Source organism: Microcoleus sp. N9_A2, from assembly GCF_036701775.1.
Classification (GTDB): Bacteria; Cyanobacteriota; Cyanobacteriia; order Cyanobacteriales; family Microcoleaceae; genus Microcoleus.
Window position 1 is genome coordinate 51,381 of the sequence record NZ_JAUBRH010000038.1, and the last position, 13,039, is coordinate 64,419.

The 13,039-nt window shown below is 45.6% G+C and carries 9 protein-coding genes; 8 read left to right on the forward strand and 1 reads right to left on the reverse strand.

Going from position 1 to position 13,039, the window contains the following annotated elements:
• Positions 1-105: 105 nt before the first annotated feature.
• Both QUA44_RS20210 and QUA44_RS20215 read left to right on the forward strand, forming a co-directional pair.
• Positions 106-5,211 (forward strand): PAS domain S-box protein, encoded by a 5,106-nt coding sequence (locus tag QUA44_RS20210; RefSeq protein ID WP_333253661.1) that lies wholly within the window; start codon positions 106-108, stop codon positions 5,209-5,211.
• 150 nt (positions 5,212-5,361) lie between these two features.
• The gene (locus QUA44_RS20215) at positions 5,362-6,066 is read left to right on the forward strand and encodes a tetratricopeptide repeat protein (protein ID WP_333253658.1); all 705 of its coding nucleotides are present in this window, start codon (positions 5,362-5,364) and stop codon (positions 6,064-6,066) included.
• Positions 6,067-6,072: 6 nt separating this feature from the next.
• On the opposite strand, the gene QUA44_RS20220 is transcribed toward QUA44_RS20215, so the two are convergent.
• Positions 6,073-6,333, reverse strand: coding sequence for a hypothetical protein (locus QUA44_RS20220; protein ID WP_333253656.1), 261 nt, complete (start codon positions 6,331-6,333; stop codon positions 6,073-6,075).
• 697 nt (positions 6,334-7,030) lie between these two features.
• Between QUA44_RS20220 and QUA44_RS20225 the strand changes: the two genes are divergently transcribed.
• The 6 genes from QUA44_RS20225 (at position 7,031) to QUA44_RS20250 (ending at position 12,962) form a co-directional block, all read left to right on the forward strand.
• Entirely contained in the window at positions 7,031-7,258 is a 228-nt protein-coding gene (locus QUA44_RS20225; RefSeq protein WP_333253654.1) for a hypothetical protein, read from the forward strand.
• Positions 7,259-7,473: 215 nt separating this feature from the next.
• Positions 7,474-8,559: an amino acid ABC transporter substrate-binding protein gene (locus QUA44_RS20230; protein ID WP_333253651.1), complete on the forward strand. Its 1,086-nt coding sequence runs from the start codon at positions 7,474-7,476 to the stop codon at positions 8,557-8,559.
• Between the two features lie 354 nt (positions 8,560-8,913).
• Positions 8,914-10,128 (forward strand): ABC transporter permease subunit, encoded by a 1,215-nt coding sequence (locus QUA44_RS20235; protein WP_333253649.1) that lies wholly within the window; start codon positions 8,914-8,916, stop codon positions 10,126-10,128.
• A gap of 170 nt (positions 10,129-10,298) precedes the next feature.
• Complete coding sequence (locus QUA44_RS20240) at positions 10,299-10,820, forward strand: DUF29 family protein (protein ID WP_333253646.1); 522 nt, start codon at positions 10,299-10,301, stop codon at positions 10,818-10,820.
• 117 nt (positions 10,821-10,937) lie between these two features.
• Positions 10,938-12,137: an amino acid ABC transporter permease gene (locus QUA44_RS20245; RefSeq protein WP_333253645.1), complete on the forward strand. Its 1,200-nt coding sequence runs from the start codon at positions 10,938-10,940 to the stop codon at positions 12,135-12,137.
• Positions 12,138-12,209: 72 nt separating this feature from the next.
• Positions 12,210-12,962 (forward strand): amino acid ABC transporter ATP-binding protein, encoded by a 753-nt coding sequence (locus QUA44_RS20250; RefSeq protein WP_333253643.1) that lies wholly within the window; start codon positions 12,210-12,212, stop codon positions 12,960-12,962.
• Positions 12,963-13,039: the final 77 nt, after the last annotated feature.

Consider the following 13,039-nt stretch of genomic DNA (forward strand, 5'->3'; position numbering starts at 1 on the left):
AAATATAAAAAAGTTGTTTTTTCGGCGGATGTATTTTAAGATGATTGTTTGAAAAAGTTTAAAAATCAATAATTATAATATAAGCAAACCAGTTTGGTGAGCACTATGCAAATCCTAGCCGCCAGCCTCAAAGCAAAAGTCCGCCAGCGTACCTTGGAAGTGCAAGTTCTCAACGAACTTACTGCAAAAGTTCAAGCCGCTCTCAGTGCTGATGAAATTTGGTCTGCGTGTCTGGCACATCTCGATCGCCTGATTCCTGGAGAGGCGATCGCCATTTTGACGCTACCGGACGATCAAATATACCTGGAACACTTACAGCCGTTACGTCCTAGCACCAAAGCCGAAATGGAAGGGCGCTTGCAAGCTGCTCGCGCTGAATGGCTTGCTGGCAATCGGGACTGGGCGCACAACATCACTCCGCCACCAATTGCTCAGTTTCAGTCGGTGTTGATGGCACCAGCCAACCTGGATGAAAGTGAAGAATTGTTGGGAGTATTTTTCATTGGTGCAGAGCAGGCAACTGCTTTTAATTTGGAACACCTTTGTTTGCTCCACACTGTAGCTCAAATTTGTGCAAAACAGCTAATAACTTTAGCACGTCAAACGACCAGTGTCAAAGATAAACTTCTAAATAATTTGGCTCTGGATTCGGCAAGTCAAGAACTATTGTTGCGGGCTGTAATGGACGATGCCCCGGACAGAGTTTTTGCGAAAGATAGAAACTTTAGATACATTTTTGTAAATCAAAGTTTTGCTGAATATGTGGGTAAAAATTTTGAGGAAATTATCGGCAAAGATGATATTGAATTAGGGTTTTCAGCCGAATTAGTATTTGGCGATCGCAACGGCCTTCTTAGGGGCATCCGCGAGGAAGATCGAGCTGTGCTGGCTGGGGAGAGGGTTCGCAATCCCTACCAGGCGCTCCTCTTTGAAGGTGGCAAACAGCACATCTTTGACACGCAAAAAGTGCCACTGTGCGATGCAGAGGGTAATATATTTGGGGTTTTGGGCTTTTCTAGAGAGATTGGTCAATTGCAGGCCACAGATGAAGCCAGGAATCAAAGCCAAGCCAAACTGCAAAAAATTACTGCTAGCGTACCCGGTACGGTATATCAAATTGACTTGAATCCAGACGGCTCAATGGCCTTCTCGTTTGTGAGCGCGGGCTGCCGAGAATTGTATGAAATAGAACCAGAGGCTGCTCAGCAGGATTTTAATGTAATTGTTGACATGATTCATCCCGAAGATCGAGATGATTTTCTCAACTCGGTGACGCTTTCTGCTGAAAATTTGCAGCCTTGGCGGTGGGAAGGAAAAATTGTCACTCCGTCAGGAAAACTTAAATGGGTGCAAGGAGCTTCCCAGCCAGAATTTCAAGCATCGGGGGAGATAGTTTACTATGGCTTGTTCACGGATATTAGCGCCCGGAAACAAGCTGAACAGAAGCTGCAACTTTATCAACAAATCTTTTTGAAATCCAACGATGCGATCGCGATCTTAGACCCCCAAGGCTATTACTTAGAAACAAATCAAGCTCACACGGCTTTGCTGGGTAACAGCGCGTCAAAATTGTGGGGAAAAACACCTGCAACTCACATGGGAGAACAGGCATTTATGTCTGTGCTGCAAAGCTTGGCAGAAACAGGGAGTTACCGAGGCGAAATGACCTGTATTAAGGCTGTGCAAGAAGGAACAGTTGAGGTGGAGGTTTCGGCTTTTGCGGTTATCAATGATGCTGGGGATGTAGTTTGTTACGTAAGTGTCAAAAGAGACATCACCGAACGCAAGCGAGCTGAGGAAAAACTAAAACTTTACCGAGAAATATTTTTAAACTCCAATGATGCGATCGTCATTATCGATGCTGATGGGTTTTTCCTCGAACAAAATCTTGCTCACCAAACGCTTTTAGAATACACAGACGCGGAATTAGAAGCTGAAGCGTCGCCGCTGGTTGCGGGGGAGCGCTTTTCGGCAATTGCCCAAAGTTTAGCGAAAACTGGAAGTTTTCGGGGCGAAATTACTAACTGCACTAAAAAAGGCCAGACGCTGGCGATCGACGTTGCCGCATACTCTGTGATTAACAACGCCGACGATGTAATTTGTCATGTCTGCGTCAAGCGCGACATTACCGAACGCAAAAAAGGAGAAGAAGAACGGCAAAAATTTGTGTCGCTGATTGAAAACAGCAGCGATTTTATCGGTATGGCTACCCTGAAAGGCAAAACGCTGTTTGTCAACGAAGCCGGACGAAAACTGGTGGGTGTAGAGAATCTTTCGGCAGTGCTTTATACGGAGATCTGGGATTATATTGGGCCTTATTTTCAACAGAAATTCAGTCAAGAGATTTTACCAACAATTATCAGTAATGGCCAGTGGCAAGGCGAAGGTCAAATGCACCACTTGCACAGCGGAAAACCCATTGATGTTGTGATGAATGCTTTTCTGGTCAAGCACCCTCAAACCACCGAACCGCTGTGCTTTGCTGCGGTAATTCGCGATGTCACCGAACGCAAGCAAGCTGAGAGAATGCTGCGGGAACAAGCAGAACAAGAACGCCTGGTTTCGGCGATCGCCCAGCGAGTCCGGCAGTCTCTCAACCTCACTCAAACTCTGAGCACTGCTGTACATGAAGTGCGGCAGTTGCTGGCAACTGACCGCACGGTAATTTATCGTTTTGATTCCGAGGAAACAGCGATTGTGGTTGTGGAATCGGTAGGGGATGATTGGATGCCCCTGCTGGGCAGAAAAGTTCAAAGAACATCCTTTGGGGAAAGTTATGTATGGCTGTACAGTGCAGAAACAATTCAAGCAATGGCAGATATTTATACGGCTAATTTGAGCGAGGAACACCGAGATTTACTTGCTAGTTTGCAGGTAAGAGCTAATGTAGTTGTACCAATTTTTATAGGCGATGAAAGTCAAGGTTTGGCAACAGAATACTCGCCGGAAACTCGAATTGAACTGCCGGGAAGGAGTTTGGAAACGAGTCAACATCGGTTGTGGGGATTGCTGATTGCCCATCAGTGCAGATCTCCGCGCGTTTGGACTGATTCTGAGGTGGATTTGCTGGGAAGGTTGAGCGTGCAGTTGGCGATCGCCATTCAGCAATCTACTCTTTTTGAACAAGCGCAGCAGGCCCGAGAAGCAGCCCTAGAAGCGTCTCGAATGAAGTCGTTATTTTTAGCAAATATGAGTCACGAAATTCGTACTCCGATGAATGGAGTGATGGGGATGACTGATTTGCTGCTGAAAACGAATCTTACTCCCGAACAGATCGACTTTGTGCAGACGCTGAAACTCAGCGGCCAAAATTTGCTGTCCATCATTAACGATATTCTGGATCTCTCCAAACTGGAAGCAGGAGAAATGCGCTTAGAAATACTAGAATTTAACCTCAGTATCTGTATGAATGAAGTGCTGGATTTGTTGGCAACTCCCGCAGAAGAAAAAGGTATAGAAGTGGTGGCACTGATTGACAGCGACGTGCCGCTGCAAATTAAAGGTGATGCAGCGCGGTTGCGGCAAATACTCACTAATTTGATCAACAATGCTATTAAGTTTACAGAATCAGGAGAAGTGGTAATTGAGGTTGCTAATGCTAGTAATCCTGGGTTATTGGCAGCCAGCGATAATCAGAAAATTTTAGAGAGTATCGAACCGTTAAAAATAGAAAATAATGACTCCATGCTCCTGCTGTTTAAAGTCACAGATACAGGAATTGGGATTGCTCCCGAAGATAAAAAAAAGCTGTTTCAATCTTTTACTCAAGTTGATGCCTCTACGACCAGAAAATATGGTGGCACAGGTTTGGGGCTGGCTATTTCTAAGGAGTTGGTGGAGTTAATGGGTGGCCAAATAGGTGTGGAAAGTACCCCTGGCCAAGGCTCGACTTTTTGGTTTACTGTGCCGACAGTTAAGGAAAATTTAACTGCTGTCGGGACAGCGTGCGAAGTGAATTTAGAAACGGTGCTGGCGGGGCGAAAAATGTTAGTTGCCAGCGACAAGCCGACAGTGCGAAAAGTGCTAGTGAGAATGGCTGTTTTGTGGGGAATGGAGGTTGAGGAGGTTGAGAACGGTTGGATGACGATCGCATCTCTGTACAAAGCTGTCAGCCTTAATTCCCCTTACGATATCGTTTTGGTTGATATTCAGTTGCCGGAAATGGTGGCGGGAACTCTCGAACGCTTGAGGATTTCTGAGCCGGCAATGCAGCAGACAAAGTGGGTGGTGCTGACTTCAATGACTCAGCTTGCAGAGGCGAAACGCTTGGTAGATAGCGGTTTTAGCGGGTATTTAACTAAACCTGTTAAAGCTCACCGACTATTTGATTGCTTGGCGAATGCGATCGCCCCGATGACGCTGATTGATGAGCCGCTGGCAAATTCAACTTCCAATCGAGCCTCAGCTATTGACAACCGGGAGTTAGCAAGTTTAAAGATTTTGTTAGTTGAAGATACTCCCATCAATCAAAAAGTTGGTATCAATCAACTCAGAGTTTTGGGATGCACCGCAGATGTGGCCAATAACGGCGCAGAGGCGCTATCTATGGTTGCTCTGAAAAAGTATGACATTGTGTTGATGGACTGTCAGATGCCGATTTTGGACGGTTACGAAGCAACGCTGGAATTGCGCCGCCGGGAAGCGGCAGATGTTGCTGCTGGCAAGATGGAGCCACATCAAAAGACGGTGGTGATTGCGATGACGGCGAATGCTTTGAAGGGCGATCGGGAAAAGTGTCTGGCGGCGGGCATGGACGATTATATTAGCAAACCTATTGCGATTGAAAAGTTAAAATCGGTACTAGCAAATTGGTCGGCTAAGCTAAAAATTGAAACTCCCAAGTTTAATGGCGAGGAACTTCAAAATTCTGAGCCAGATATCGAATCGGTAGTCGATATGGCACGTTTGCACGAAATTGCGGGCGCTGATGTAGAGTTTGAGCGGGAAATACTGCAAGCTTTTGTGGTGGATACTGCTAGTTATTTAGAAGCTGCTAAGGAGGCTATCGCCTCGGGAGATATGGAGACACTGGCCCGCCACGCTCATCAAATTAAAGGTGTCAGCGCTACGGCGGCGGTGCGGTTAATGCCCGATATGGCAGATCAGCTTCAAAGTCTGGCCGAATCAAATGATTTGGAGGGGGCTACAAAAATCATCGCTGAATTAGAAATAATTCTGGCGGGGGTTCAAAAGTTCGTGGCTACTCAGTAAGCTGGAGGCATACTAAGTGCAGCCAAATTAAATAATAGAGTTTTAAATGTTCACCGCGCCCAAAATAAAATACTTGGCGGGCTGCGAGTGCTATTTTGCTTTGTCTGGTGTTCGGAGAAAATATTCATACCCCCTATCACTCCTCAAAACATGGCCGCCTACATCAACCTGTCCACTTTTGGCAAAACAACGGCATTCGCGATCGCGCTCCTAACTTGTCATAGCTGTTTAGTCGTTCCCGTTTCAGTCCCACTCCCAGTTCCAGTAACTTCGGACAAAGAAGCTGAAACCACTCAGCTTGAGCCAGGTCTGGAAAAAACTTGCTACGCAGATGCGCTAACCGAAAGCGAAGGGCGAAAAATCACCGAAAGTTCTGATAGTCTGGAGGCCTCAGCAGACAAATTAGCAGCAGCGGGAAAACACAAGGAAGCCATTCAGAAGTACAACGAAGCGGGAGCCGCTGCGTTAAACGAAGCGATTGCAGATGGTCGCGCAGAGGAAATGGACGTAGACAGTTTGCTTTACAGCAAGGATGAGATTGAGGATTTTCGAGAGAAGCATCGTCCACTAATTCAAAAATCGGCAGAATCTAACTTTAAAATTGGCCAGAGTTACGCACAGCTAGGACAACTGGAATCTGCAATTGACTGTTTTAACGGAACCTTAAAAGTCGGCATACTCCCACCCAATGATGCGATCGCCTATCTAAATCGCGGTGATGCCCATGAAAGGATGGGAGTCACTGATAAAGCTAAGGCAGACTTTCAGCAGGCAGCTAATCTTTTCAAAAAACACAAATTGCCGTCTTACGAGAAGCTTGCTCAGAAGCGACTGCAGGCTGCTACCAAAAAATAGGAACCGCTACAGCTCGGTCAGGATATGAGACTTTTCCGACCTAGGATCGGCAGCATCGCCGAAATTTCCCCCAGTAAGAACCCAAAAACCCGAACTCCCACATAGGCTATCCGGGCTTTTCCCTTTAATTTTGTTTCCCCAACAAATGAGGATGCCAGTAAGCAACGTCGCTTCTTTTGGCAAGGAAAGTTTCTTACCAGCCAATATCCCCAACAAATGAGGATGCCAGTAAGCAACGTCGCTTCTTTTGGCAAGGAGAGCTTTCATTTAATTAGTGTTCCCAATGAGTAGGAACTTCTCCATAATACCCAAGACAACACAAGAGGTCTAGAGGCTATTTGCGAGACTTGAACTTTTCCGCTCTTGGGATTGAAACCTAGAACATCACGCCATGACTACTTCTGACTACCAAATGAGGTCAAGTTGAAGCTTCAGTTAGAACAGCAAAAGTCTCGCGCTATAACGCTTTAGCCAGGGTTTACTAATTTAGTAATACCAGCTAAAACTAACTAAATAGTTAAACTATTCTAGCCGTATTTGTGCTGGAGTTATTTGCTGCTATGTTCGAGAGCGAGAAGAGGACAGGGGTAGAGGATTTGACGAGTGGGGAATACGGCATTGAAATATACAATTTAAATGCGCCACAGCTTAATTAATTTTCTTGTGAACCGGGCTATCGGGCCCGATCGCGGACGGCTCTTGGCAGCCCCCACGAGGGAGCGCGTGTAAAGATTTTTAATCTTTTATCAAGATATTTATCTCAATGTGAAGGAATTCGGAACTCTTATAACATCTTGTGTGTTGTAGCTTGTGACACTACTGTATTAAGTTATTGTGGTCAAATATAAAATAATCATTAAGCCGATGGCTCTGAGGGTGCTTTTCGTCGATCGGCTTGAGACACCAAGACCCGCTTTTCGCTATCCCCGCCCATTAAGTGCGTATTTACGCTCAACGAGGTTTTATGACTCCAGTCATGTTACGCCAACTCTGGTCATTAATTGAGACCACCCAAGCTACTCTGTTAGTGAATTTGGACGATGCCACCCTGGTACAGTGGCTGCTCAAGCAGTTGAAGATGAACTCTGCGCTTAATGGCAAAGAAGCAGATTTGTTGGACGAATACATCCAGTCTCGGCTTTCCCTAATCCGCGATTTAGCTGAGCAGCGCCTAGCACCAGAGCGGTTCTGAGCCGATTAAATCAAAATTCCATAAATATTGCAGGAAAGGACGATCGCCCGCAGCGGGCAAAAAAATAACAGGCTGGTAGCGAGTACACTTGTCTGGGTGCAGAACTGGGTGCAGAACGGCTAAGCCAGAAGCCGTCGGCTCTTGTACATCGCCGATCGCAACAGTTCTCGACAGCTACAAGGTAGGATTGTCAGGAAAGCGTTCTACTAAAATCTATGCGTAAATGGGGATTTCTGCTACTAGCAAGTGTGTTATTTGTGACACCGCTGGCGTCTTGTCGGGATCGATCGGCACAAACCGGACAAACAACAGCAACAACTACTGCAGGCGGCAACTCGCAACAAGGTTCCAGCCGGATAGATACAATTGTCAGCCGCGGCAAACTGATTTGTGGCGTCAGTGGCGAACTGCCGGGTTTTAGCTTTGTAGACGAAACAGGCAAATATTCGGGACTAGATGTGGATGTGTGCAGGGCTGTGGCGGCGGCAATATTTGACGATCCCGAAAAAGTCGAGTACCGAAAGCTCAACGCTAAAGATAGATTTACAGTTTTGCAGGCGGGAGAAATCGACATTCTCAGCCGAAATACCACATATACGGCGAGTCGCGACAGCACTACCGGACTGGAATTTGCCCCGGTGATCTTTTATGACTCTCAAAGCATCATGGTCAAAAAAGACAGCGGCATCAAAAGTTTAAAAGATTTTGCGGGCAAATCTATCTGCGTGCAGACAGGTACGAGCACCGAACAAAATTTGTCCGACCAAATGCGAAAATTAGGAGTTAAATACACTCCTGTGGTGTTTGAAGATGTGAATTCTACCTTTGCTACCTATCAAGAAGGTCGCTGTCAAGGTGTTACAGCAGATCGATCGCAGCTAGTCTCGAAGCGGACAACTCTACCGAATTCCGAGAATAATGTTGTTTTGCCGATCGTGATGTCAAAAGAACCGTTAGCCCCAGCGGTAAAAAGTGGCGATCCTAAATGGTCGGACGCGGTGAGATGGGTTATTTTCGCGGCGATTGAAGCTGAGGATTTGGGAATTAATTCGGGAAATGTAGACAAAATTGTTGCAAGCACTACAGACCCGAACGTCAAACGTTTGCTAGGAACAGAAGGAGATTTAGGTAAAGGTTTGGGACTCCCGAATGACTACGCCGTCCGCGTTGTGAAGAAAGTTGGGAATTACGGAGAAATGTACGATCGCAACCTCGGCCCCAAAAGTACACTTAAGTTAGAACGGGGTCAAAACAGACTCTGGAAAGATGGCGGTTTGCTTTACTCGCCGCCGTTCCGTTAGTAAAGCTATGTAGGGTGCGTGACGGTGAAAATCCCGATCGCCAATCGAGTAACTATAGCAATCCTAAATCATTTGCATAATTATTGTAGGGGCAATCCCCCCGTGGTTGCCCGATAGATAGGGGGTAGGCACGGGGGCACTACCCCTACAAATTTATCAGAATCATTTAGGATTGCTATATCAAGTCATATCAAATCCGGTAGCATCGGAATTATTCATCTCTGTATTCTCTCCCTCTGCGTTCTCTGCGCCCTCTGTGGTTAAATCATTCCGATGCAACCGGAAACGATATCACGCACCAAAGCTCAATCTCGCCTGGATTTGCCAGCAGATTTATCAAATATAATTTAAGTTATGAATCCAGAACCTCAACCGGGCAAATCGCATAAATTGCCCAAATTTAAAGATATATCAAAACTGCTGCGGGACGATCGCTTCTGGAAAATTGCCGGACAGGCGATCGCCCTAATTTTAGTAATAGTTGTTATCGCCATTCTCTGGGACAATCTCAATGCCAACTACTCGCAACTGGGGATTGCGTTTGGATTTAATTTTCTCAATTCCCAAGCATCTTTTGACATTGGCGAAACCGTGATTCCCTACAGTCCCGAAAATAGTTACAGACAAGCTTATTTTGTCGGTTTAATCAACTCGCTGCGGGTGATGGGTCTGGGGATTGTTTTCGCAACAATTGCGGGTTTGACTGTAGGAATTGCCCGCCTTTCCGACAATTGGCTGCTGCGGAATTTGGCTGCTTTGTATGTAGAAATTCTGCGAAATACGCCGTTATTGCTGCAATTATTTTTCTGGTATTTTGCAGTTTTTATTTCCCTGCCAAAACTGGAAGACAATCAGCAGATGAGGGGGCCGATTTACTTGACAAATCGCGGCATTGCTGTACCTTGGCCTGTGGCTTTGCCCGGTTTCGAGATTTGGGTGATTTTGCTAACACTCGGAGTTTTGGCGGCGGCGGCGCTGTGGATGTGGCGGGCGCGGGTGATGCTGGAAGAAGCTAAGCCGGGAAGACAGTTGTTTTGGGCTGTAGGTGCGATCGGGCTAAGTGCAATCATAGCTTTAATTATTACCAAAAATCTGCCTTTTCGTCTAGATGTTCCGCGCTTGACGCCAGAATTGCAACTCGAAGGAGGATTAAAATTAACTCCAGAATTTGCCGCCCTGGTGACAGGACTCAGCTTGTATACTGGCAGTTACATTGCAGAAATTGTCCGGGCCGGAATTCAGTCAGTATCGAGAGGCCAGTGGGAAGCGGGAAAGTCTTTAGGGCTGAAGTCGGGAACAATGATGCGGATGGTAATTTTGCCACAAGCTTTGCGGGTGATTGTGCCGCCTTTAACCAGCCAGTATCTGAATTTAGCTAAGAATTCGAGTTTAGCGGTTGCGGTTGCTTATCCGGACGTTTATTTTGTGGTGGGGTCTCCGACGTTGAATCAGACCGGAAGGGCGATCGAAGCAATGTTAATTATCATGGTAACATACCTAACAATTAGTTTGATAGTTTCTCTGTTCATGAATTGGTACAATAAAACTGTACAAATCAAGGAGAGGTAAATAGTTTATATTTAATCTATTTTAATTGGAATAAAAGGAGAGCGCGTCAAATGGCATACAGTGACTTTAGCTGAGACCGAGTAACTAAAACTTGTGAGTTAAGGATTAAGCAATAATAAATAACTCACAACTATCTTTGGCTTGCTAGTATCAAAGTTGAGGGGAATCAAATGACACAAGAATTAATTGCTCTTAGAAAGAGCATAGTGGAAGGAAGGTATACGGATGCTTTGGCAATAGTCGATGAGTTAGATGGAATGAGCAAACAGGCTATTTTGCGACAAATCCAATCTTTTTTAAATGTTTTGCTGATTCACTTGATTAAAAATCAAGTTGAACAGCGATTAACGGGTTCTTGGGCAAGTTCGATTCGCAATGCAATCAGAGAAATCAAGAAGGCAAATATTAAAGATAATAAAACATCTTATTACATCAATTCTGATGAATGGGATAGTTTTATAGAGGAGGAGGTGATTGAGGATGCGATCGCAGAGGCTGCAGAGGAAGTATTGAATGGTGTTTATACTCAATTTCAACTTGCAGAGATGATGGATAGAAACCTGATTATTCAAACCGCTGTGAGGTTATTAAACTTGACTTATATCCATTCCGCCAAAGATTTACCCGCAGTGTTAGCCCAGCATTTAAGTCAGTTACCAGGTGGAGAAGATTGGATAAATCGGCGAAAATAAGTAGGATTTTTTTTAGCCTTGGCGATTGGAAATCGCGTCTACACAAACAAAACCCGCCTACGCGGGTTAATAAAATAACTGCTTGTTACTCTACGTCATAGGATTGAAAACCGCTATATGGAAACTGTCCCCATATTACCGCCCCCAGCCACCGAATCGCCTACCCCTTGGAATTGGGCGCGCAAAAACCTATTTAGTACCTGGTACAACAGCATTCTGACAGTAGTTTGCCTAATTATCGCCTTCCAAACTATTAAAGGAATTATCGTTTGGACAACAACAAAAGCTCAATGGCGCGTGTTAGAAGCTAACTTGCCGCTATTTTTCGCGGGAAGATTTCCCCGCGACTCCTACTGGAGGCTGTGGATAGTAACGGCCATAATTGCCTTGTTGGGAGGATTAACTTGGGGAAACATTCAGCGGCAAGAACGTCTTTGGAATCCGCCTTTACTAATTATACTCGGTGCTGCGGTTGTGGGTGCGGTCATTTCCCCGATCGACCTAACCTCTCGCCTCTACCTCTTAGGAATTATTATGGCAGCCGCCGCCAGCTATGTCATCGGCAGGCAAATTAACCCAAAAATCATGGGCTGGATGCCAGCAGTTTGGGCTATTTCCTTCCCCATAATTTTGTGGCTAATTAAAGGCGGGTTAGGTTTGACAGAAGTGTCAACAAATGATTGGGGCGGTTTAGTATTGACGCTATTTTTAGCAGTTATTAGTATTGTGCTTTCCTTTCCTTTAGGAGTATTGCTAGCACTCGGCCGACAAAGTTCTTTGCCCGTTGTGAGACTGTTATCAACATTATACATTGAAATTATTCGCGGTTTACCATTAATTGGCATTTTGTTTTTAGGTCAAGTGATGCTGCAACTATTCTTGCCGCCGGAATATCCCAAATTAGATAGAGTCATAAGGGCGATCGCTGGCTTAACGTTATTTAGTGCGGCATACTTGGCGGAAAACGTGCGCGGAGGCTTGCAGGCCGTACCGAGGGGGCAAATAGAAGCAGCAAGGGCGATCGGGCTAAATACACCCCTACTCACAATTCTGATTGTACTACCTCAAGCACTGCGAATAGTCATTCCTGCGATCGGCGGTCAATTCATCGGATTATTTATGGATACATCCCTACTTGCCCTATTCGGAATGTTAGAATTAATCGGAATATCCCGCGCAGTTTTAGCAAATCCATCCTATATCGGCAGGTACGCCGAAGTTTACATATTCGTCGGCATCATTTATTGGATATTTTGCTACTCAATGTCCCTAGCAAGCCGCAAAATAGAGCGAACTTTAGAAGTAGGCCAGCGCTAAAAACTCATCAGCGTTCATCAGCGTTCATCAGCGTTCATCAGCCTCCATCTGCGGTTTAAAAATAAAAAAAATATGGAAACTCAGCAAACAAGCCCAGAAACAGTAATTGTCGCAGAAAACGTCCACAAATGGTACGGACAATTTCACGTACTGCGCGGCGTCAGCATGACCGTAAACCGAGGTGAAGTCGTTGTCGTGATGGGGCCATCCGGTTCAGGAAAATCGACATTTATTCGCACATTCAACGCATTAGAAGAATACCAACAAGGTAAAATTACGATCGACGGAATCGAACTTTCCCACGACTTACGCAACATCGAGAAAATTCGCCAAGAAGTAGGAATGGTGTTTCAGCAATTCAACCTATTTCCCCACCTATCAGTCTTGCAGAACGTCATGCTAGCCCCGGTGTGGGTGCGCCGCTGGCCCAAGAAAAAAGCTGAAGAAGTGGCAATGCAACTGTTAGAAAGAGTGGGAATTTTGGAACAAGCAAAAAAATATCCCGGACAGTTGTCTGGGGGACAGCAGCAGCGGGTAGCGATTGCACGTTCTCTAGCCATGCAGCCTAAAATCATGCTGTTTGATGAACCGACATCAGCATTAGACCCGGAGATGGTGCGGGAAGTTCTAGATGTAATGCGAAATTTGGCTCAAACAGGAATTACAATGGTGGTGGTGACTCACGAAGTCGGTTTTGCGCGCGAAGTTGCCGATCGCATTGTATTGATGGATGGCGGTGTTTTGGTTGAAGAAGCTGGGCCGGAAGAGTTTTTTCAGAACCCGAAGGAAGAACGCACGCGCAAGTTTTTATCTCAGATATTGTAGCAGTTGACAGTTGACAGTTGACAGTTGACAGTTGACAGTTGACAGTTGACAGTTGACAGTTGACAGTTGACAGTTGA

Coding starts and splice junctions, on each gene's coding strand:
- QUA44_RS20210 (WP_333253661.1), top strand. CDS start 106: ATGCAAATCCTAGCCGCCAGCCTCAAAGCAAAAGTCCGCCAGCGTACC.
- QUA44_RS20215 (WP_333253658.1), top strand. CDS start 5,362: ATGGCCGCCTACATCAACCTGTCCACTTTTGGCAAAACAACGGCATTC.
- QUA44_RS20220 (WP_333253656.1), bottom strand. CDS start 6,333: ATGAAAGCTCTCCTTGCCAAAAGAAGCGACGTTGCTTACTGGCATCCT.
- QUA44_RS20245 (WP_333253645.1), top strand. CDS start 10,938: ATGGAAACTGTCCCCATATTACCGCCCCCAGCCACCGAATCGCCTACC.
- QUA44_RS20250 (WP_333253643.1), top strand. CDS start 12,210: ATGGAAACTCAGCAAACAAGCCCAGAAACAGTAATTGTCGCAGAAAAC.
- QUA44_RS20230 (WP_333253651.1), top strand. CDS start 7,474: ATGCGTAAATGGGGATTTCTGCTACTAGCAAGTGTGTTATTTGTGACA.
- QUA44_RS20235 (WP_333253649.1), top strand. CDS start 8,914: ATGAATCCAGAACCTCAACCGGGCAAATCGCATAAATTGCCCAAATTT.
- QUA44_RS20225 (WP_333253654.1), top strand. CDS start 7,031: ATGACTCCAGTCATGTTACGCCAACTCTGGTCATTAATTGAGACCACC.
- QUA44_RS20240 (WP_333253646.1), top strand. CDS start 10,299: ATGACACAAGAATTAATTGCTCTTAGAAAGAGCATAGTGGAAGGAAGG.